General features: G+C 60.8%; 19 protein-coding genes. 15 read left to right on the top strand and 4 right to left on the bottom strand.

Annotated elements, in window-relative coordinates; all coding sequences use genetic code 11:
- A complete protein-coding gene (locus AC56QQ_RS35655) occupies positions 1 to 648 on the top strand; it encodes a LuxR C-terminal-related transcriptional regulator (protein WP_489863765.1) in 648 nt (215 codons plus the stop codon).
- A gap of 13 nt (positions 649 to 661) precedes the next feature.
- Here AC56QQ_RS35655 and AC56QQ_RS35650 read toward each other — a convergent pair whose 3' ends face one another.
- Entirely contained in the window at positions 662 to 1,105 is a 444-nt protein-coding gene (locus tag AC56QQ_RS35650; RefSeq protein WP_497101074.1) for a hypothetical protein, read from the bottom strand.
- Positions 1,106 to 1,986: 881 nt separating this feature from the next.
- On the bottom strand, positions 1,987 to 2,286 hold the full coding sequence (locus AC56QQ_RS35645; protein ID WP_497129421.1) for a DUF1236 domain-containing protein: 300 nt from the start codon (positions 2,284 to 2,286) through the stop codon (positions 1,987 to 1,989).
- 614 nt (positions 2,287 to 2,900) lie between these two features.
- On the opposite strand from AC56QQ_RS35645, the gene AC56QQ_RS35640 reads away from it, so the two are divergent.
- The 5 genes from AC56QQ_RS35640 (at position 2,901) to AC56QQ_RS35620 (ending at position 7,850) form a co-directional block, all read left to right on the top strand.
- Complete coding sequence (locus AC56QQ_RS35640) at positions 2,901 to 3,260, top strand: low affinity iron permease family protein (protein ID WP_497129419.1); 360 nt, start codon at positions 2,901 to 2,903, stop codon at positions 3,258 to 3,260.
- 2,234 nt (positions 3,261 to 5,494) lie between these two features.
- Entirely contained in the window at positions 5,495 to 5,746 is a 252-nt protein-coding gene (locus AC56QQ_RS35635) for a GlsB/YeaQ/YmgE family stress response membrane protein (protein WP_489863769.1), read from the top strand.
- A 210-nt stretch (positions 5,747 to 5,956) separates the two neighbouring features.
- A complete protein-coding gene (locus AC56QQ_RS35630; protein WP_497129417.1) occupies positions 5,957 to 6,220 on the top strand; it encodes a YMGG-like glycine zipper-containing protein in 264 nt (87 codons plus the stop codon).
- Between the two features lie 58 nt (positions 6,221 to 6,278).
- Entirely contained in the window at positions 6,279 to 6,917 is a 639-nt protein-coding gene (locus AC56QQ_RS35625) for a LolA family protein (RefSeq protein WP_497129415.1), read from the top strand.
- Between the two features lie 801 nt (positions 6,918 to 7,718).
- Positions 7,719 to 7,850, top strand: a complete 132-nt coding sequence (locus AC56QQ_RS35620) for a hypothetical protein (RefSeq protein ID WP_497129413.1) — start codon at positions 7,719 to 7,721, stop codon at positions 7,848 to 7,850.
- 175 nt (positions 7,851 to 8,025) lie between these two features.
- Here the strand turns inward: AC56QQ_RS35620 and AC56QQ_RS35615 are convergent, their stop codons facing one another.
- Positions 8,026 to 8,373 (bottom strand): hypothetical protein, encoded by a 348-nt coding sequence (locus AC56QQ_RS35615; protein ID WP_497129411.1) that lies wholly within the window; start codon positions 8,371 to 8,373, stop codon positions 8,026 to 8,028.
- 529 nt (positions 8,374 to 8,902) lie between these two features.
- Positions 8,903 to 10,117 carry a GGDEF domain-containing protein gene (locus AC56QQ_RS35610; RefSeq protein WP_497129409.1) on the bottom strand — a complete coding sequence of 405 codons (1,215 nt, stop codon included), beginning with the start codon at positions 10,115 to 10,117 and terminating at the stop codon, positions 8,903 to 8,905.
- A gap of 443 nt (positions 10,118 to 10,560) precedes the next feature.
- Here AC56QQ_RS35610 and nanR point away from each other — a divergent pair, with 443 nt between their 5' ends.
- The 9 genes from nanR (at position 10,561) to AC56QQ_RS35565 (ending at position 20,217) form a co-directional block, all read left to right on the top strand.
- The gene (gene nanR, locus AC56QQ_RS35605) at positions 10,561 to 11,268 is read left to right on the top strand and encodes a transcriptional regulator NanR (RefSeq protein WP_489863774.1); all 708 of its coding nucleotides are present in this window, start codon (positions 10,561 to 10,563) and stop codon (positions 11,266 to 11,268) included.
- Positions 11,268 to 11,573 carry a putative quinol monooxygenase gene (locus tag AC56QQ_RS35600; protein ID WP_489863775.1) on the top strand — a complete coding sequence of 102 codons (306 nt, stop codon included), beginning with the start codon at positions 11,268 to 11,270 and terminating at the stop codon, positions 11,571 to 11,573. The genes nanR and AC56QQ_RS35600 overlap by 1 nt, the downstream gene beginning before the upstream one ends.
- Positions 11,574 to 11,623: 50 nt before the next feature.
- Positions 11,624 to 12,400: an HpcH/HpaI aldolase family protein gene (locus tag AC56QQ_RS35595; protein ID WP_489863776.1), complete on the top strand. Its 777-nt coding sequence runs from the start codon at positions 11,624 to 11,626 to the stop codon at positions 12,398 to 12,400.
- Positions 12,401 to 12,414: 14 nt separating this feature from the next.
- Positions 12,415 to 13,467, top strand: coding sequence for an NAD(P)-dependent oxidoreductase (locus tag AC56QQ_RS35590; RefSeq protein WP_489863777.1), 1,053 nt, complete (start codon positions 12,415 to 12,417; stop codon positions 13,465 to 13,467).
- Between the two features lie 117 nt (positions 13,468 to 13,584).
- Positions 13,585 to 15,240, top strand: coding sequence for an extracellular solute-binding protein (locus AC56QQ_RS35585; protein WP_497129407.1), 1,656 nt, complete (start codon positions 13,585 to 13,587; stop codon positions 15,238 to 15,240).
- 105 nt (positions 15,241 to 15,345) lie between these two features.
- A complete protein-coding gene (locus tag AC56QQ_RS35580; RefSeq protein WP_497129404.1) occupies positions 15,346 to 16,287 on the top strand; it encodes a carbohydrate ABC transporter permease in 942 nt (313 codons plus the stop codon).
- Positions 16,287 to 17,135, top strand: a complete 849-nt coding sequence (locus AC56QQ_RS35575; protein WP_497101071.1) for a carbohydrate ABC transporter permease — start codon at positions 16,287 to 16,289, stop codon at positions 17,133 to 17,135. Before AC56QQ_RS35580 ends, AC56QQ_RS35575 begins: the two co-directional genes overlap by 1 nt.
- A gap of 11 nt (positions 17,136 to 17,146) precedes the next feature.
- Positions 17,147 to 18,241 carry an ABC transporter ATP-binding protein gene (locus AC56QQ_RS35570; protein ID WP_497129402.1) on the top strand — a complete coding sequence of 365 codons (1,095 nt, stop codon included), beginning with the start codon at positions 17,147 to 17,149 and terminating at the stop codon, positions 18,239 to 18,241.
- Positions 18,238 to 20,217 carry a D-apionate lactonase family protein gene (locus AC56QQ_RS35565; protein ID WP_489863781.1) on the top strand — a complete coding sequence of 660 codons (1,980 nt, stop codon included), beginning with the start codon at positions 18,238 to 18,240 and terminating at the stop codon, positions 20,215 to 20,217. Before AC56QQ_RS35570 ends, AC56QQ_RS35565 begins: the two co-directional genes overlap by 4 nt.
- Positions 20,218 to 20,257: the final 40 nt, after the last annotated feature.

Here is a 20,257-nt window from a genome sequence, read left to right as displayed (position 1 = left end):
ATGACTGCCGCGGTACCGATAACCATTGTGGACGACCATCCGCTTTTCCGTGAAGGCGTTGCCCGCAGCCTGCTGGAAATCGGCGGTTTCGAGATTGTTGGTGAGGGCGCCAACGCCGCTGATGCCTTAGCGCTGGCAGACGATAGCGCACAAGGCATAATGCTGCTCGACATTAGTATGCCAGGGGGAGGGCTAGCCGCTGCTGCAAAAATCCTGGCGAGGAACCCGCTTCAGAAGATCGTGATCTTGACTGCTTCAGAAGCCCACGCCGACGTGGCCCAAGCGCTCAGGCTTGGCGTCTGCGGATATGTGGTGAAAGGCGTCGTGTCCAAATCATTGGCTGAAATCCTCCACAGTGTGGCCGCTGGAGAGCGATACGTTTCTCCCACGCTTTCAGCCAGGCTCCTCACCGGCCGGATGCAGCCGGACAACGGCAAGGCCCATCTGGTCAGTCAGCTCTCGGATCGAGAAGCTGGAATTTTGAAAATTGTTGCCGAGGGACTTAGCAACAAAGAGGTTGCCATCAAACTTGGCCTGCAGGAAAAAACAATCAAACATCATATGACCCAGGTCCTGACCAAACTCAATGTTCGCAATCGAACAGAAGCTGTCGTACTTTTGCTCCACTCGACCGACCGAGACGTCTAATCAGGTGTCAGGGTCACAGGGCCTTGAGACGCTTAATATCGGATGCTTTCGCTGGCCTGTCTATAATTGTGCGACCCTGAGCGTCCTTCATCCGGAAGCGGCCACCCTTCACCGTTTCGCTGATCCCGTCGGGATGCACGACCTGGATCGTCGCTGCCTGGATGCCCACGTCATCCGCATTCGCCGGATTGGTAGTGGTTTGGCCGGTGCCACCCGCGGTATTGCCCCCAGGGGGACCGTTGCCCTGTCCGTTGTTCCCTGAGTTGCCATTGCCGTTGCCGGAATTGCCGCTGTTACCCTTGCCGCCGCTGCCACCCTTCGCATGAGCGTCCGCGAAAACGAGATGGGGCAAGCCTCCATGCGGGAGCTCAATCGCATAAGGAGTTAGGGCGAGCCCACCCGTGGCGAAGACACGAACTGCGATCTGCCAGGTTCTCCGTGCCAGAGGTTCGGCCATTGTTCACCTCCTTTGGGACCCACATGGCCATGCTTGAAATGCGCCATGGTGGCCGTGCTGTCGTACAGCGCACGGGGTCCCTGCTGCCATCTGTCGATGGCTCTACCATTTCGAAGCTCTTTGGTTCCCAAGATCGGAATAGATTCTAATTCGATCTCCATCCTGTTTCTCGAAAGACTCCAGATCTTCCTTCCGGCAGAAGCCAAAGCAATGCCCCCATTGTCTCAAGGCAGCGAACCACGGGAGCGGCGCTCCTCCAATCCCAGCAGTCGGGACTTCAGTTGTTGCAAGGTTGAGATTGCCGGCCGTCGAGTAGCTTAGCCCCGGTCTGGACAACGGGCCCGTCATCGGCCCACGGCCGCTCGGGCTCTTTTCGAGTTCCAAGATTTAGTGACAGGGTGCCACCTGGGTGGCACGCGCCTTGACCGGGACGGACGTGCCCGGGTGATGCGTGGGCGAATTCCTCGAAATGGTCGCAGCCCACGATGACGGTCGCCCATAGCCGCACTGCGAGCGGGGGTGATGCCATGAGCGCACCCGCGCCCGACGCGATCCTGGCTGCTTTCGCATGGGAGCCGTAAACCTAATCGTTGGCGTGGTCACCGAAAGCGTTACTAGTCAAGCAGAGGGTCGGCGAGGAACGACGCGGCAATAAAGTCGTCGCATCAATGCGGCCTTGGCCGTCCGCCATGATGGCCGCGACCTTCTGAAAGGCCCTCATTTCGCGGTCGCTAATGCGGGCTTCGTGTAATCTTGTCATGAGGCAGCACGCGCGCTCCCAACAGATGGGACTTTTGGGTTTCTGGCTTCGACATTTGAATAGCAATCCGCTCATACGAGAGAGCCCGTCGCCAGTGGCGACGGACCCTGCTGCTTGGGCGTCAGTCGTAGACCTTGACGATCTTGTGGGTGCCCGGGTCCACAAGGACCGTCCGGTTGTCGATCACGACGTAGCGATATTTGATATTGGGAACTTCATGAAGCTCGACTGTGTCCGGCACAGCTGAGCCGACATTGAGCTCCACGCCGGGAAGCTTCACCGAGGCCAGCGGCTGCTTCTTCACATACTCACGGATGATCGTATCCTGCTCTGGCTGGATAAGGATGTCCTCGGCCGCCGCAACGCCGACGCCTGCGAACAGAAGAAACGCCGCGGCTGCCGCAGATAGATGCATTCTCATGATCTTACTCCTTACGAAATCGGCGCCAAACGACATTGATTGGCGTCGATTGCCAACTTGAGGCGAACGCATCTGTTCCCACGTCAGGGCTTCGGTCTGGCACGACACAAGACCTAAGTCTGGCGGGAAAGCGCAATGGTCCGAACGAGGACGGTGCTTGGAACGTGTGCCTGCTGCGGAAGTTCCTGTCTGCAGTAACCCGATGAGAAAGTATAGATATCAGTGTTGTGCAAGCGCGCTGGCTGTTGGCGCCAATCTTCGCGGTAACCATTACCTTCCTGACCATTGGAGTGACCCTTGGCGGAGCTTCAGACTGGGGTTTCGTGATCTGCGCAGCTATGTCCCTTCCTGCGTTGATAGGGTTCGCCCGCCGCTCCCCGTGCAGCGGGCGAACCCTCTATCTTCGAGTATACGGGCGCGAGGCCACCTAATGTTGAGCGACAACAAGACCCGCCTAATCGAGGCAGCGTTACTCGCAGCTGTGCCTATCTGCGTGACGATCACCGCGCTGATAGCTGTCTTCGTCTTGGCCAGAGTATAGTGAGACAGGCTGTTTGGCGAACCGACCGTGGACGCGAGATTGAGGGTGCCGATCATCTGGACGGAGACGGTTAATGAACCGAATTCTTTTCATGGCAGCCGACTTTCTTTCCCGGCCACCCGGGTTCTACGTCATGTTAGTAGCGATGGTATTGTGCACCGCCCTGGTCCCTTTCGGCCTAACAAATGCAGTTACCTACGCGCTGTCTGTCGCGGCCATCGTGATTACAGGAGTTGTCCTGATACAGGGCTATCGTGACACCGCCGCAATCCACGCAAAACTTGATGAGCTCATTGTTTCGCTGGCAGAGACACGAAACGACGTTGTCGGATTGGAGCATGCTGAGCCCGAAGAAATTCGGGAAAAACTCTCCCTACTCGAAGCAGAGGCTGCGCGAAATGCTCGATCCGACGGATCGCCGTCTCACGGGTGAGCGCTAGTCCGAAACCGGTTTGTCCATCATTGGAGCGGTCTATCCTAAGCGCGGGCACCGGCTTGGGCTCTATGGCGGCGTGCCGCCCACACTTCAAGATGAACCGCTACTGTTCAGCGCTGTGATTAGACTCTTCCCCGCTGTTCCCCGTCGGCAAATTCCGCATAGCGCGATCGATCTCGGCTGATCCGCGTCGGGCTAACTCCGTCCTTTTCGATCCCGCATTCGAAGCCGACGGTCGCGGGCAACCGAGAGCGGCAAATGGACATTTCGACTGAGGCTAGAGGAACATTATCCAGCTCGGCGTATTTGAGCTAGCGGCGATCGACGCTCCCTCGTGCCGTTCGCCGAAGATCGGGTGGAGAAACCCAGATCGGCCCGCGCTCTCCGCCAGAGGCGCGGGCTTTAATGCCCCTGACAAGCAATTTCCGAAAGCCGGCAGGCAACCTCTTCAGCGTGTCCGAGAAGCCGCCATGCTAAGGTGCGGAGTAGGAAGGACCATGCTGGTGACATTGGCTAGGTGTGGATCAACATGGCTGGCACAGCAGGTCTTCTAGCCGAAGCCGAAACGATAGCAGGCCTAGGCCCGTCTTCCCTATCCGGCCAAGCATTGCTGAATGCGATAGGCTATCTACCGCAGCTCGCGGTCGCGGTGAGGGCTACCTCGTAATTGCAACTTTGCTAATATACCGATAGGCTGGATAAAGCGGGACAGAGCCTATAAGCCACCCCGCCACGGCCGGCGCGCCCTCAATGTCCCCCCGACTGCGAACGTGCCGGCCGTCCCCCAACCAGGGAATAGGGATGCTCTCTTTGGTTCTTTTGCTCACTCAGAACGGTGCGCCGCCACGGTTCCTCGGCGAATGGCGAAGTGGAGCCGAAAACCCCGTGCACGGTCAAGTTTCACGCATCGACGTTCGCACGCCCGATTGCACCTATGGGTGTCGGATATGCCGTTGGTTGCAGCAGACCTTCACCCACGCCTGAATCGCGAAGGATCGGCAAACCCGAGAATATGAAGACCAAGTCATCGCCCGACTTTCGCTGCGTGGCACGACCCGCAAGTAAGGATCCTGGCTCTGGAGAAGCCTGGGCATCGGTCGGCACCCCGGTCACCCACGCTTCGCGAGCGTGGTATCGACAGCATAGTGTGCTGTTCTTAGTGAGACAGGACGATCGGAAGTGTCTTGTCGGTGAGTACACCGTCGGTCGCGCCACCCAGGACCAAGTCCCTGACCCAAGAATGGCCGTAGCCGCCCATGACTAGCGGCTTGCCATCGATCACAGGGCATGCCCCCGGAGAGCTGCGCCAATCGAACGATCACCGGCCTGGATCGACATGGCGCAACCGCCAATCCGCGCATCCTCAGGCCCTGTGCACGGCGTTCGCCGATGTCTTGCCCCGGGGAGCGGCTTTTCGTCGGTCACAGTGACAACAGAAACCTTGGAGGCGCGAGGGTTATGTACGGATCACATATTGAGCAGGCTCGCGTATCGACATGATTGAGCTGGGCTGCTTTTGCGAATGCAGCTTCTCGATCAAAAGGGCCGTGCCAGCGGCCGTTCCTGTCCCCCGCTTTGGCGTGCGTGCCCTGGCACTCGTTGCAAAAGCCGCAATCGGCTCGATAGATACGTCCTCGATCACGGGTCCAGCTTTCGTAGATCCAGTAGTTCATCCTACCCTCAAAACTGGACGGCGGTGCGGGGATTGCCGATGCTGCGTATGCTGACTCTCAGAGGTGGCACGCGGTAAGCATGTCGACGCAGCGCCATTGCGCTATCAATCGCCTCCGCGGGGCCGTAACAAACATGGATCGCGCAAAGGCAGTCGCCGGCTCCGCCGCAGGATTGTTGCTAGGCCATGTCATCGGGTAGGCATTCGAGCCAACAGCAAAAGAACGCGCGCTGTTCGGCAAGGCTGCGGGAGAAATTCGGGGCGCTGCCGACAAGTTTGTCAGTGACCATTTGCGCGGTGCAAAACTCGCGGCGGCAGAGGCCTTCGGCTTCGCAGGGAATGGTGCCGCGTTGCTGGCCGTGTTGGCAGCAGCCAGCGATTACTTCGGTCGCGGCGAAGACGGCAGAAACCCGCTCACCGCCTTACAGGCAACCGTTCCATCAGGAGCTTGAATCAAGCGCGCCTTTTTTGTGTTGCGGGAGCATCTGATGCCGGGAACTTTGTTGACTAATGAACGTTCCCCCGCCGGACCAATTGTGGTTCGAGGAAAGGGGAAACTATGCAGAATCCTGGTGTCGGGTGGATCGCGGCAATCATCATCGGTGGCATCGCCGGATGGCTCGCCGAGATGATCATGAAAAGCAACATGGGCGTGCTGATGAACATCGTATTGGGGATCGTCGGCGCCATTGTCGCCAACGCCATCCTCGGGATTCTCGGCATATCGTTGAGCGGTTGGCTCGGCTATCTGGTCGCTGGCTTTATTGGCGCGTGTATTTTGATCGCTGTGGGTCGACTGATCAAACGCTGAGCCAGGCGCTCGTCGTCTTCCTCAGATAAGACCTTCGCACGGATCAGGGTGCCGACGAAGCGTTCTGTTGTCCCGCGCTTCGTCGGCCATAGCCGTCTGCGCGACGGTCACGAGTACCTTCCGAATAAGGAAGAAGAAGGAACAGGTGTCGTCGGATCGAAAATCTCGTGGCGAATTTATTGACTGGCTAATTAAAGGAAGGAGAGAATCATGAGAAAGACATTGCTCATTTTGAGCCTGCTCATCCCGCTCGGAGCATGCTCCCGCACAGAACAAGGCGCTGCTGTTGGAGGGTTGGGTGGAGCAGCGATCGGCGCTGCGGTGGCCGGCGACCCGGTGCAAGGCGCGGTCGTCGGCGGTGCCGTGGGAGCAATTGCAGGTGCTGTAATCGGACACGCTAGCGAGGCCGGCCAATGCAGGTACCGCGATCGTCACGGCCGCGTTTACGTTGCACGCTGCCCGGACGGCTATTGATATTCGGGCGCGTGGTCTCTTGCAGGTCACGCGCCCTCAATCGACTCGGACAATCGATATGCACTTTAAAGCGAAACTGATGTGCCTTTGGTTCATCCTTGTCGGCGCTGTCGCGATCGATGTTGGATCTACGCTCGCACTCATTGCCGCTCCGGTCGAAGCGCAGACCATTGCCGATCACTTCTCATCGATAAAATCAATGTCCGGAGACTTTGTTCAATCAGGTCCCAAGGGGGAGAAGACCCGTGGCAGGTTTTTTCTCCAGCGCCCGGGTAAAGTCCGGTTCAACTACGCGGACCAGTCGGGCGTAAGCGTAATATCCGACGGCAAATCGTTGGTTGTGTTTAACAAAAGGCTTAAAACATCGCGGCTTTATTCGCTATCAAAAACGCCCCTCAAGGTGTTACTCGACAACAAGGTCGATTTTTCTGGAAGTCGACTCAAGAGTATCCGGGAACAGGACGGCTTTGTCACGATCAAGCTCGGCGACAGGTCAGCGTTTGGAAAATCAACCATTACTTTGACTTTTGATAACAAGTCGCTCGATTTGCGCAAATGGAGCCTTACCGATGAGAAGGGTCTGACAACAACTGTCACTCTCTTCAATGTGAATAAGGGGGTCGAGATTGACAGGGGAACCTTCACGATCGATTACAAAGCAAACAGGGAATATAATACCCATGGAAAATCGCGCTGAGATCGTGCTTTGAGTTATCGTAGCCCTTTGCCAAAGAGGATGCGGTTTATTAGCGGGCCCGTCGCTTGCGGCAATCTGTTAAGTCGCGCACGGACCACCGCGTGGCAAAGAGCTGGGTTCGAGGGTGAGAGCTCTGCCGCGCAGCCGCTAGCGTCGCGCCTCGTTTGCGGCCTCGCGTATGCCACCGGCGACCGGCGATAGGCCGCCCTCAGCCTGCTTCACCCAGCGGCGTTCCTATTCCCTGTGGCTGTTGTTGTGTAAGCGTGCGCGACCCCGTTTTGACCGCCCACAGCCTCTGCCCTCTGCCTTGAGCTGAACGTCGCGCAGGGACGGCCTTGCCCACGCGTAGCTCCCTTAGTCAGCAGGCGCTTGCGCGCGGTCGCGACGGCGGCGACGTGCTTGCCAAGGCCGGCCCGCACCCGCAGGAAGGTGCACGGGGTGGCCCAGGCGGGCGTGTTGCCACTCAGAGCGCCTCGACGCTGTTGCCACGCACGTGACCGCCGCCCTGCTTGGCATCAGGCCGGAGCAGGTCCGGACTTTGGGGCGCTTGGGTTCAAAACCGAGAGAGCCCACGAGCTTCTGCGGATCGCCGAACCGCGACACGTCCTTGGTCGCGGGCTACATCGCCAGCGTGACTGTCATGTCGACACCGGGAAGGGTCATCAGGGAACGCTTCGAATGTTGGAACCGTCGAATTCCACGGGAATTTCGACGGAGGCTCCAACGCTCGTTCCCCCGATCTATCCTTAACAATCTTGCGATCGACGGCGCGAATGTTGCGTCGCGTAGATGGAGACGACAATGACAACGATGGATCATACGAACTACAAGAGAGGCCGCGCGAAGTTCAACGTGCCCGCCTTAGTCAGCCGCATTCTGCGCTTGGCATATCACGCGATGAAGGTTTGCAGCGAACGCGCCGCGCTGCATTGAGATGCCTGACTACCTGCTGAAGGATCTCGGCATAGCTCGCTCGGAAATCGATCGCTACACCTCGATGAGCTACTCGCAGTCCAGCAGGGACGGGCCGGATGCGGGGAATGCCAGATGAGCGTTTTGACCCCGCCCTGCTTGACTGGCCAAGGCGGGGCCGTCGAAGCAGAGGGGATCATGATTTGAAGACGACCCTTACTGCGTGTCCGGCAACGTCCGCGCCGCGCTTGTTTTCCTTTGGGACGATCGAGCGCGGCGATGCTGTTGCGGCCGGCGGTGACGACGCAAACAATCCAGACTGAATAGCCGAATGCGCTGAAGCCGAAGGGCGGCAGGCACGGCGTGGCCGAACTTGCCGCAGATTTTTCGCTAGCCAAAACGACGGATCGACAACGTGACGGCGCAGCTGAACCTCGTCGTCCTGCAAGTTAGATAAACCGGGGTCCTTGGTGTCGGTAACGGCGAGGTCAAGGGCGGCGATCAGAAGGTCGCCCACTGCACAATCTGCTTTGCCTTCCGCCATGGAGAAATCGTGGCGCAGCACAACTTCGACGGCTTCGAAAGCTAACTTTCAGGATCTGCCAGATTGCCTGAACCCCGGCCGAGGACAACGCTTGGGTTTTCGTGTCCGCCACTGTCTTCGCGGTTTTCGTGGCTCGCAGGATGCCGCGTGTCGACGCACATCGCACTGATCACCGCACTGCGAGATGGCTTCGGAATAGGACTCATGCTTCCTGACGCTCTGCCCGCTGGTGCTAGCCGTCAGCCATTGCTAGCCCGCCGGCCAGAGCCGACGGGCTTTGCGCGTTTACCGGCGCGCAATGAGCAGGCAGAGTTGATGGAGGTCGCTGTCGTAGCTGCCGGGACTGGCGAGCACGTCCGCGCGGCGCTTCATCAACCGCGCGACCTGGCTTTCCATCTGAGCGACGACGCCTGCTCGCCAATATCGCTCGGGTTTGTCGGGTTGGTAGGATTGATGCCGCCGATGTACGACACAGGGCGCCGAACTCAGCGCGCCCTGAAACTAATGGAATTGTAAAATCGGGACGGGCTCAACGCAGGGGGACGCGGGGAGCCATTCGTGGAAGTAGGTGAACGGCGGCGAGCTTTGGCGACGAAATACTGGCCGGCGGCCTCTCTTCCTCCACCGCTCGTGACAGCCGGTTCCGACCGTCAGATTTGGATTTGTAAAGCAGTTGATCGGCTCTCACCATCACGTCATGGAGACTCTCCGCGGATCGACGCTCCACCACCCCGAAACTTGCAGAAACGCGACGCGAAGGGGGGATTCGATCAAAGCTCTGGCGTTCTATCCGTTTTCGAATCCGCTCCGCGACGGCGGCGGCGTCTTCCTCCGGCGTGTCAGGCATCAAAATAGCGAACTCCTCTCCACCAATCCGCCCGGCGATGTCGGATGATTGGATCTCGCTGACTAAAATCGCACCTACCCGTCGAAGGACGTCGTCGCCGGCGGGATGACCATAGGTGTCGTTGATCGACTTGAAGTGATCGAGGTCACAAAGGACGAGAGAAACGGAGGCTCCGCCGGCTCGAGTGACCAAAACGCCAGATCGCTCCTCGAATCCTCGCCGATTGAGCACACCCGTGAGCGGATCGTTGTCACGCTCGCGACGAAGATCATCCAGTAGATCGGATAGCGCAGCCGCCAGGATCGCGAAAGCGAGCGCGGCGCCAAGCACGGCCAATGACACCTGCAGCGCCTGCCAGAACGGCGATTGGCCAAAGTCGCGCGCCGAGAACAAAGCGTTCGGCCCGGCCGTGAGCGCGGTCCTGGGAAAGAACTGAACCGCAAAGACGAACATGATCCAGAAAAGGGCACGGTCCACCGGCCTTGTCCGTCGTCCGGGAACGAGCCGAAGCGATGCGATCAGCAGGATCGCGCCATATCCGAAATTCTGGACATAAATGCGCGCAAGCAAATGCGGCGTGACGTAGCAGAAAAACCAGATCAGGCCCGTGATGACCAGCAGCGTCGCTAGCTCGACGCGCAGCCCGAGTTGTTTTTGCGATCGCCCGAGGATCCCTTCGGTGCCCGCAATGACGGCCGATGTGTAAAACAGGCTTGATATAACCGCGTTGGGATACGCCGAGTCCGGAAGATGAAAGATCTGCACCGAAGCGCCCGTGCAGAACAGTGTGCAAGAGAGGGCAAGAAGCAGCAGGTAGTGCCGTTTTCGTTCGACCAGCCACGCGCAGCAAAAAACCAAGGAAAACACAAGAAACATCCCTGGGGCGATCAAGGACATTGCGATCGTTGACGGGGACTGAGTCATTCTTTCCCTTGTTGAGACCTTACCTTCGCTTCCTGATTGTTGTCACGGCACGCTACCAAATCACGCCGAACGATGCCTGAAGGTGAATGGTAAGATTTTATGCAAGCCGCGGACAGGCTGTGGACTTCGCGAAAACGGGAGGTGCCAGACCATTTCTTGGACATCCCTTTGACGTAGCGCCACGGCTGGCACCATCCTGCCGACCCAAAGGACTTTTGTGGAAGGGATAGACTTCTGACGGCCCCCTATCTCGCTCGACATGAAGGGTATCGGAGCGCGAAATGCCGATGTTGGTACCGTGCGTTGCCTCGCTCACACTGGTTTGCACTCAAGACCAGTGTTTGTTGATAGAAGCCGCGTTGACAAAAGGGGCTCTGGGGCAATAGCGTATCGGACTGGTATAACAGGTATGCCACATGATCGGAGTTCTGATCAAGCAGCGGAAGCTTTCGGACGACGTTGCAGCGCACCTCGAGCGGATGATCCGCAAGGGAGAGCTGGTCGAAGCCGACCGGCTCCCGTCGGAACGGGAGCTCATGCGCCAGTTCGGGGTAGGGCGCCCCTCAATCCGCGAGGCTCTAATGCATCTGAGCAAGATGGGCCTTGTCGAGGTGAAATCCGGCGAGCGCGCCCGCGTCACTCGACCCACTCCCCAATTCGTGATCGATTCCCTCTCGGGGCCGGCGCGGCATATGATATCGGCACCGGGCGGGGTGCACGACTTTCAGAGCGCGCGTTTGTTTTTCGAGGTCGGGCTTGCCCGCAACGCCGCTGTCAATGCCACCCCGGAGGACATTGCAAGCCTCAAGGAGGCGCTCGAAATCAACCGGCAGTCGATCGGCGACCTGACGCGCTTCGAGCGCACGGATGTCGACTTCCACTACGTGCTGGCGGTGATCACCCGCAATCGAATCTTCACGGCCATCCACGCAGCGCTGGCCGAATGGCTGCTCGAACAGCGGCGCACGACCCTGGCCAAGGGTGAGGACCGCAAGGCCTACGAGGCCCACCGGGAAATCTTCGAAGCTATCGCAGCGCGCGATCCCGACGCGTCCGAAGCGGCCATGCGCAGGCATCTGGAATATGTGTCCAAGCGCTATCTGGAAATTGCGGGAGGCAGGTGATGACCGGCTTCGTCGTCTGGGTCGATTTCCGCCTCAAGCCGGGTGCCCGGGAGAGGTTCCGAGAACTCGTGGACGCCAATGCGGCCGCGTCGGTGCGCAGCGAAGCCGGCTGCCGTCGTTTCGATGTGACGGAGGCGCGCGGCGAGCCCGACCGTGTCCTGCTCTACGAGATTTACGACAGCCAGGCCTCATTCGAGGACCACTGCCGGACGGCTCATTTCGACGAATTCAATACGCAGAGCGCGCCGCTCGTCGACACCAAGCTGGTGACGGTCTGCGACCTGGTTCTCGAGGCATCGCCTTGAACAAGGCATAGGCGCAATGCGCCCCTTTGGGGCGAACGGGAGGCAAGTGCATGTCGGAGCCAGGTCTCAAGGCGCTAGCGTCTCACCGGCGGGTCAAGCTCGGGACGCTGGTCGCCGAGTTCGCGACGCCGGGTATCGGTCACATTTTGAAGTCCGCCGGCTGCGACTTCGTCTTCTTCGACATGGAGCATTCGGGCTTCAGCTTGGAAACTGTGAAGAGCGCGATCCGCTATTTCGAGGCGGCCGATCTGCCGGTCATGGTGCGTGTGCCTTCGCAGGACTACCACTTCCTCGCTCGCGCCATGGATATGGGCGCCGAAGGCCTGATCGCGCCGATGGTGAGCACCGTCGACCAGGCGCAGCACATCATCAATTCCATGAAATATCATCCCGCTGGCGCCCGTGGCGTGGCGCTGCAGATCGCGCATGACCGTTACCGTCCTGGCTCGGTCGCGGACAAATTCGAAGCGGCCAACCAGCGCTCGGTGTTCATCTGCCTGATCGAAACCGCCGACGGCGTCAAGAACATCGACGGCATTGCGGGACTGGCCGGGGTCGATTGTCTTTGGGTCGGACATTTCGATCTGTCGGTCTCGCTCGGCATTCCCGGCGACTTCGCCCACCCCACCTTCACCGCTGCGATGGCCAAGATCGTCGCCGCTGCCAAGAAGCATAACAAATCGCTCGGACGCCTCGTGCCCACCGTCCAGCAGGGACACGATTTCTATGCGCAAGGCTTTGATTTTATTTGTTATTCGGGCGACGTCTGGGTCCTTCACGACGCGATGGCCGACGCGGTGTCCAAGATCCGGGACGGCTGCCGGTAAGAACGGAGGAGACGATGGGCGACAAAACGTTCAAGGTGGCGCTTTCCGGTGATTTCCGCAAGCCGGACGGCTCGCTGACCTATCCCGACTTCGACCTCGAGCCGCTGCGCAAGGCAGCGGGCGTCGAGATGGCATTCCTGGAATCGAATAGCCCGCTTCGCGCTGACCAGCTCGAGGACGTCGATGCGCTGATCCTCCTCACCCATCGCTTCGATGCCACGAGTGTCCCCAAAAGCGGTCGGCTGGCCGTCGTCGCCCGCTTCGGCGTTGGCTACGATACCGTCGACGTCGAGGCCTGCACCGCCGCCGGGATCGCCCTGGTCATCACGCCCGATGGCGTGCGACGGCCCGTCGCCGTTTCCGTCATCACCTTGTTGCTGGCACTGACCGGCAAGCTGCTGACAAAGGACGCGCTCACCCGCAAGGGACCTCATGGCTTCCAGCAGCGCTCGGACCATATGGGCGTCGGCCTCGTCGGGCGTACGCTGGGGTCGCTTGGCATCGGCAACATCGGCGCCGAGGTCTTTCGCATGGCAAAGCCGTTCGATATGAGGTTCATCGCCCATGACCCGTTTGCCGACAAGCAGATAGCGGCCGAACTGGGCGTCGAACTGGTGGGGCTGGAGGATCTGTTTCGCCGCGCCGATGTGGTGTCGGTGAGTTGCCCGCTGACGCCTGAGACCCACCACCTCGTCAATGCCGACCGGCTCGCGCTGATGAAGCCGACGGCTTATCTGATCAACACCGCGCGCGGTCCGATCGTCGACCAGAAGGCGCTGACGGAAGCCCTGCGGGAGCGCCGCATCGCCGGCGCCGGTCTCGATGTGCTGGAGCAGGAGCCGCCCGATGTCGACGATGCGATCCTCAAACTCGACAACGTCATCCTGTCACCGCATGCGCTTTGCTGGACCGACCAGTGCTTTGCCGGCAACGGTGCCGCCGACGTCAAGGCGGTGATCGACGTCCAGCACGGCCGCGAGCCGCGCGGTGTGGTCAACCGCCAGGTGCTTTCGAGTGCGCTGTGGAAGAAGAGGCTGGCCGGTTTCGCCGCCCGCTTCGGGACTTAGAAGTACGAGAATTTGGCGCGCCGCCGCGGCCCCTTCGCGGCGGCTTTACGGGAGGAATGCTCGGCCGCCGCGCCCGCGGACGAGTGACGCAAATGGAAAACGGGAGGACCAAGCACTATGAACGATCATGAAAAACGTGACTTTCAGGCAGGTCTCGAAGCAGAGGTCGACGCCTTCATGCGCGGCGAAACCACGCGCCGGACTTTCATAACCCGCTTCGGCCAGATGACCGGCATGTTGGCGGCGTCCGCACCCATCCTGGCGATGATGACCGATTGGGCGCTGGCACAGCAGAAGCTCGAGCTCGCCGATCCCACTTCGCCGCTTGGCCAGGCGCAGGCCGCGGCCCTGAAAGCATCAAAGGAAGGACCGGCGGACGGTTCGGCCTTCCGCGCGGTCGAGGCGGCCAAGGCGCATGCGGGCGTCACGATCAACATGACCTACGAGGTCGGCCTGCAGGCGCTCGACCCGCGCAATTTCAGCGGACCGATGTGGGAGCAGCTTACGGGCATGAAGTCGAATGTGGTCGAACTGTCGAACCCCGACCAGTATTCCAAGGCGGTCGCCGAGCACATTGCCGGCTCGGGCGCCTATGATGTCCTCGACATCTCGCCGGCCTGGACCCCTTCGCTCGCCGATGGCGGCGTCATCGCACCGCTGGACGACTACATCGCCAAATACATGAACCCGGCCGACCTCGCCGATTATCATCCTCTTTACAAGGCCCTGCCGACCTACAAGGGCAAGATCTGGGGCTTCTTCGACGATGGCGACATGTTCGCTCTCTATTACCGCAAGGACATCTTCGAGGATGCGAAGATGATGGAGGCCTACCAGGCCAAGTTCAACACCAAGCTTGCACCGCCGAAGACCTGGGAGGAATACGCCCAGATCGCGCAATTCATTACCGACCAGATGGCGCCGAAGGTCTATGGCGCCGGCCACTTCCGCAAGGCGGGCAGCCCGGGCAATCAGTTCGACTTTCTGCAGCAATATCGCGCCAATGGCGGCAAACTGTTCGGCGACGATATGAAGGCCGGCCTGGTTTCGGATGCAGGCGTCAAGACGCTGACGAATATGCTCGCGGCCAACAAGGCATCGATCCCCGGCAACAACGAACTCGACGCCGTCTCTCTTTGGGCGGCATTCCTGACCGGGAAGGTTGCGATGATCTATTCCTGGCCTCCCACCGGCCGTATGGCGGCGAATTATTCGCAATCCGCCACGGCGATCAACTTCATTCCCCAGTCGCAGATCGCTGGCAAGGTTGGCTATGCCGTCGTCCCGGGCAATCCCGAACATGCCACCGGCTACAACAAGGCGCTGTCGGCGGATTCGCCCAACCCGGAGGCAGCGTATCTGTTCATGCAGTGGGCCTGCTCGCCGCCCATCTCGCTGGCGCGCTGCATGCTGCCCTACGCGCTGCGCGACCCATACCGCATCTCGCACTTCAAATCGGAGCTCTATGGCGCACTGTTCCCGAGCGCCAAGGAGTACCTGGCCAACCTCAACAACTCGGCCAATGTCGGCCTGCTCGACCCGATCATGCCAGGCGCACAGGACTATTTCTTGAGCATCGACCGGATGTGCACGGCGGTGTGGGCCGGTGCGGACCCGAAGGCATCGCTGGAGACGGCGGCAACGGAGTGGAACGAGACCACCGACCGGCTTGGCGTGGAGTCGCAGAAGGCCTTCTACACCGAGTTCCTGAAGCTGCCGGGCGCCACCGCGGACAACACGGTGGAAAAGCTTGGCATGGCGGTTACCCTCTGAGCCCCGCCTGAGGGGACGCCGGGTTTTTCTGCGCAAAACTGGTGTTGCGGGCGCTTGGCTCGCAACACCTCGCCGCAACCGCTAGCGATTTTTGGAATACAGCCGATGCCGCAGACCGCCACGATCAGTCGCATGAAAGCCGCCGGCGCCCCGCCACGGCTGTCGGTCTTCGCGCAATGGGCGGACCGCCACTTCAAATGGCTTCTGGTCGCGCCCGCGGTGCTCTTGATACTGGCGCTGTCGATTTATCCGCTCCTGTTCTCGCTGGTCGTTTCCTTCATCAACTACGACTTCCAGGTGCCGGGCCACGCCTTTGTCGGATTGAAGAACTTCGAGCGGGTCGTGTTTGATCCCGTGGCACGCTGGTCGCTGTTGCTGACGGCATGCCTGTCGGGCATCAGCGTCGCCATCGAGTTCGTGCTCGGCCTTCTCGTGGCACTCACCATGGTGCGCAGCTTTCCGGGCCGCGGCGTGATCATGTCGATCCTGATCGTGCCGCTATTCATCAGCCCGGTCATCGTCGGCCAGGCATGGACGCTGCTGCTCCAGCGGCCTTTCGGGCCGACCAATTACATCCTGACGCAACTGTTGGGGCAGGAGGTGACGATCGGCTGGATGACCGAGCGGCCATGGCTCTACGTCTCGCTGATCATCGCCGATGTCTGGCAGTGGACACCCTTCATGTTTGTCGTCCTGCTCGCCGGGCTGACCGCCATCCCCCCGAACCTCTACGAGGCGGCGGAACTCGACGGCGTCAATGCCTGGCAGGCCTTCTGGGCGATCACGCTGCCGCATCTCGGGCCGATGATGCTGTTGGCGCTGACCTTCCGTCTGCTCGACGCCATTCGCATGTTCGATACCATTTTCATCATGACCGGCGGCGGCCCGGGCACGCAAACCTACACCGCCTCCTACTATCTCTACACGGTCGGCTTCACTCAGTTTCATCTGTCGCAGGCGACAGCCGGAAGCTGGCTGTTCCTGGTTTTCACCGCGCTCGTGGTGACGCTGCTGGTGCGGCGGCTCTTGAAGGTCGAGCCGGTCTGATGGCCGCCGTCGCACCCGCCCGCCGCAGGAAACGCCGGTCGGTGCCGGTCGGCCGCATTCTGCTGCTCGGCTTCTTCCTGGTGTTCGTGCTGTGGCCTCTCTACTGGATGTTCAACACCTCGATCAAGCCAAGCGATGATTACCTGACCGTACCGCCTGTCTGGTTCCCGGCCGCGCCGACGCTTGTCCACTACCAAGCTGCGCTGTTCGCCTATCGCGGCCTCGACGGGCTCATCAACAGCCTGATCATTTCGCTGTCGGCCACGGTGCTTTCGGCGTTGCTCGGCACGCTGATGGCCTACAGCCTGGCGCGCTACAACACGGGCGGCCACCACCTGTCCTTCTGGGTGCTGTCGCAGCGCTTCCTGCCACCGATCGGCATCGTCCTGCCGGTATTCCTGATCTACCGCGGCGTCGGGCTATACGACACCCATATCGGGCTGATCATAGCCTACACGGTCTTCACGCTGCCGGTGTCGGTGTGGATGATGTTCGCCTATTTCCGCGGCATGCCGAAGTCGATGGAAGAGGCGGCCCTGGTCGATGGCTGCACGCGCTGGGAGGCGTTCTGGCGCGTTGCCGTTCCGCTCGCCGCGCCAGGCATCGTCGCGGCGGCGGTCTTCGCCTTCATCGCCTGCTGGACAGAGTTCTTCTTCGCGCTGATTTTGACCAGTCGAACCGCGTTTACGCTGCCAACGGTGTTCCGCGCCTTCATCGGCTTCCAGGGCGCGCAATATGGCGAAGCGGCGGCCCTTGCCATAGTCTCCCTCGTGCCATCGATCGCCCTGGGGGTCCTTGCTCAACGACATCTCGTGCGCGGGCTCACGCTCGGCGCCGTTCGCGGATAGAAAGGGGCGGCATGGCCGAAGTCAGGATCACCGGCTTGCACAAGCGCTACGGCGCCTTCCATGCGGTGCGCGGCATTGACCTCCACATTCGCGACGGCGAGTTCACCGTTCTGGTCGGCCCGTCCGGGTGCGGCAAGAGCACCCTCTTGAGGACCATCGCAGGACTGGAGGAGAGTTCACAAGGCACGATCGAGATCGGCGGCGAGGTGGTCAATGATTTCCGGCCGCGCGACCGCGACGTGGCGATGGTGTTTCAGGACTATGCGCTCTATCCGCATATGAGCGTGGCCAAGAACATCGGCTTCGGTCTCAAGGCCCGCAAGATGCCGAGGCCAGAGGTCGCGGCGCGCGTTGCCGAGGCAGCCCGCATGCTCGGGATCACGTCCTTGCTCGGGCGGTTTCCGCGTCAATTGTCCGGCGGGCAGCGCCAGCGCGTCGCCATCGGCCGCGCCATAGTCCGCAACCCGCGCATCTTTCTGTTCGACGAGCCGCTGTCCAATCTCGATGCCCAGCTTCGCGACGAAATGCGCGGCGAGATCAAGCGTCTCCACCAGGAGATCGCCACGACGATGATCTACGTCACGCATGACCAGATCGAGGCGATGACGCTGGCTGATCGCATCGTGCTGATGCGCGACGGGTTGATCGAGCAGCAGGGCGCGCCACTGGACTTGTTCGAGCGGCCCGCCTCGACCTTCGTCGCTGGCTTTCTGGGTTCGCCACGCATGAGCTTCCTGCCGGGCACGCTGAAGTTGGACGGCGGCGTCGCCGCCATCCAACTGGCCGACAGTCTGCTGCCGATCGTAGCGGGGCGGACGCTGAAGGGCGCCACGGACGGGCAGTCGGTGCTGCTCGGGCTGCGCCCCGAACATCTGACGCGGGCGCTCACTGCTACGCCCGCGCATGGCACGTTTCGCTATGATGCAACCATCGACCTGCTGCAGCCTACTGGCTCGCGCAGTTATGCGACCTTTCGCCTTGCCGGCGCGCCGGTGATGGCGGAACTGCGGGCGCACGACGTCAGCCGTCCCGGCGAGAGGCTGCCGATCGACATCAACATGAACCGGGCCTCGATTTTCGACGCCACGACGGAGCGGGCAATTTGACCTCGGCAGCATCTCGAGCAATCCGCCTGTGTGGAACCGAGCAGCTTGAGTCGCCGGTGCGAACACTGCGCACGGGGGCCTTGTCGGTCGAGTTCGACAATGGGGCGTTGCGCTATATCCGCATTGGCGGGATCGAAGTTCTGCGCGGGATCTCGTACCTCGTACGGGACGAAAACTGGGGAACTTATTCGCCCGTTCTCGATGATCTCCAGATCGACGAAAGACCGGATGCGTTCAGCGTCGCATACCGTGCAACATGCGGCGCTGCGTCCGGTCGCCTGACCTACCAGGCACGGATTTCGGGCAGGAGTGATGGCGCGCTGTCGTTTATCGCTCAGGCAGAGCCAGAGACTGCCTTTTTGACCAACCGGACCGGCTTCATCGTGCTGCATCCGATCGAGACCCTGGCCGGCATGCCGGTGAAGGTGCTGCGGGAGGATGGCGGCGAGGAGCTATCGCTGTTTCCCGGCGACATCGATCCCAAATGTCCGTTCACCGACATCCGCGCGTTGTCGCATGAGATCGCGCCTGGAACCTGGGCCACCTGCACCATGGAAGGCGATGCCTTTGAGATGGAGGATCAACGCAATTGGTCCGACGCCTCTTATAAGACCTACGTGCGCCCTCTGCGTCGCCCATGGCCCTACAGCCTGCCCAAAGGCCAAAAATTCACGCAGTCCATCCGGCTCCATGTGTCGGGGACGCTTCCTGCCGGGGGGCCAGAACAGGGCAATCCTACGACCAGCCTAACGATCGGCGCAGCCGTCGGCCGAGTACCCCGAATTGGCGTCGGCGTCGCTGCCGATGAGGCGAAGCATGCGTTGAAGGCAGCTGAACTCATTCGACGTCTGGCTCCGCGCTGGATGGTCTGCCAGGTCGATCTCCGGTTTGGCCACGGCGTGGATGAACTCGAAAGCTACGCCGCGCTGGCACGGTTGACCGGCGCTGGCGTCGTGCTCGAGATCATTACCAAGGGTAAGCTCGATCCCTTCGGCGAATTGCAGCCGGTCGCCGATGCCGTTCATGGGATCGGCCTCGATCTGGAAGCCGTCACGGTCTTCCCGGCACAGGACATGAAATCGGTACAGCCGGGAGCACCGTGGCCTGCCATGCCCAGCTTCCACGAAAGCTACGCCGCCGCTCGCCGGGCTTTTCCGGGGATCGCGCTGGGCGGCGGCATGGCGACTTACTTCACCGAACTCAACCGTAAGCGTCCGCCAGCAGAAGCGCTCGATTACGTGACTTTCACCACCTGTCCAAGCGTGCACGCGCCAGATGATGTCTCGGTGATGGAAACGCTTCAGGCTATCCCTCATCAGATCCGCTCTGCGCATGCTTTCATGGGCGACCGAGTGCCGCTACGCATAGGTCCCAGTCAGCTCGGCTGCCGCGAGAACCCCTACGGAAGCTCCACCGCGCCGAATGAAGCGAACGCCCGCGTCTGTCTGAGCCGCATCGACCCGCGCCAGCGCGGCCTGTTCAATGCGGCCTGGACGCTCGGCTATTTCGCGGCCTGCGCGCGCGAGGGAATGGAGGCCGTTGCGTTCGGCGACTTCACCGGCCCGTTTGGGCACCTCTACAGGACGGCCGATTTCGTGCAGCCATGGTATGATCAGCAGGATGGCCGAACGGTCTATCCCGCTTTCCATGTGTTGGCAGGTCTGTCGGAGCTCGGCGGAGGCACTCTGCTGTCCGTAGAAATTTCCGGAGCTGACAGCATCGCTGCGATCGCAGCTGAAAGGGATGGGCGCGCGACCCTGTGGATCGCAAACCTCACCGCCAAAACGCACTCCGTGCAGCTTTCGGATGCGCCGAGCAGCGCCCGTATTGCCCTTCTTGGCGCCGACCAGTTCGAGCGGGCGGCAACCGATCCGAATTTCATGAAAAGTTCCGCAACACCGCTGGAAGACCAATTCATCTCGCTTGGTGCTTATGCCGTGGCGCGAGTCGACCTCGGCCCGTCGTCTTCAACCTAGCCCGATGTGCGGTGGTTTTGAGGGTTGATGGCTGACCTCA

The sequence above is a fragment of the Mesorhizobium sp. RCAM 05099 genome, from assembly GCF_059683685.1.
The sequence above is the reverse complement of the archived record's forward strand: the minus strand, read 5'-3'. Positions and strand labels throughout refer to the sequence as shown.

Coding starts and splice junctions, on each gene's coding strand:
- AC56QQ_RS35655 (WP_489863765.1), top strand. CDS start 1: ATGACTGCCGCGGTACCGATAACCATTGTGGACGACCATCCGCTTTTC.
- AC56QQ_RS35650 (WP_497101074.1), bottom strand. CDS start 1,105: ATGGCCGAACCTCTGGCACGGAGAACCTGGCAGATCGCAGTTCGTGTC.
- AC56QQ_RS35645 (WP_497129421.1), bottom strand. CDS start 2,286: ATGAGAATGCATCTATCTGCGGCAGCCGCGGCGTTTCTTCTGTTCGCA.
- AC56QQ_RS35640 (WP_497129419.1), top strand. CDS start 2,901: ATGAACCGAATTCTTTTCATGGCAGCCGACTTTCTTTCCCGGCCACCC.
- AC56QQ_RS35635 (WP_489863769.1), top strand. CDS start 5,495: ATGCAGAATCCTGGTGTCGGGTGGATCGCGGCAATCATCATCGGTGGC.
- AC56QQ_RS35630 (WP_497129417.1), top strand. CDS start 5,957: ATGAGAAAGACATTGCTCATTTTGAGCCTGCTCATCCCGCTCGGAGCA.
- AC56QQ_RS35625 (WP_497129415.1), top strand. CDS start 6,279: ATGCACTTTAAAGCGAAACTGATGTGCCTTTGGTTCATCCTTGTCGGC.
- AC56QQ_RS35620 (WP_497129413.1), top strand. CDS start 7,719: ATGACAACGATGGATCATACGAACTACAAGAGAGGCCGCGCGAAGTTC.
- AC56QQ_RS35615 (WP_497129411.1), bottom strand. CDS start 8,373: ATGGCGGAAGGCAAAGCAGATTGTGCAGTGGGCGACCTTCTGATCGCC.
- AC56QQ_RS35610 (WP_497129409.1), bottom strand. CDS start 10,117: ATGTCCTTGATCGCCCCAGGGATGTTTCTTGTGTTTTCCTTGGTTTTT.
- nanR (WP_489863774.1), top strand. CDS start 10,561: ATGATCGGAGTTCTGATCAAGCAGCGGAAGCTTTCGGACGACGTTGCA.
- AC56QQ_RS35600 (WP_489863775.1), top strand. CDS start 11,268: ATGACCGGCTTCGTCGTCTGGGTCGATTTCCGCCTCAAGCCGGGTGCC.
- AC56QQ_RS35595 (WP_489863776.1), top strand. CDS start 11,624: ATGTCGGAGCCAGGTCTCAAGGCGCTAGCGTCTCACCGGCGGGTCAAG.
- AC56QQ_RS35590 (WP_489863777.1), top strand. CDS start 12,415: ATGGGCGACAAAACGTTCAAGGTGGCGCTTTCCGGTGATTTCCGCAAG.
- AC56QQ_RS35585 (WP_497129407.1), top strand. CDS start 13,585: ATGAACGATCATGAAAAACGTGACTTTCAGGCAGGTCTCGAAGCAGAG.
- AC56QQ_RS35580 (WP_497129404.1), top strand. CDS start 15,346: ATGCCGCAGACCGCCACGATCAGTCGCATGAAAGCCGCCGGCGCCCCG.
- AC56QQ_RS35575 (WP_497101071.1), top strand. CDS start 16,287: ATGGCCGCCGTCGCACCCGCCCGCCGCAGGAAACGCCGGTCGGTGCCG.
- AC56QQ_RS35570 (WP_497129402.1), top strand. CDS start 17,147: ATGGCCGAAGTCAGGATCACCGGCTTGCACAAGCGCTACGGCGCCTTC.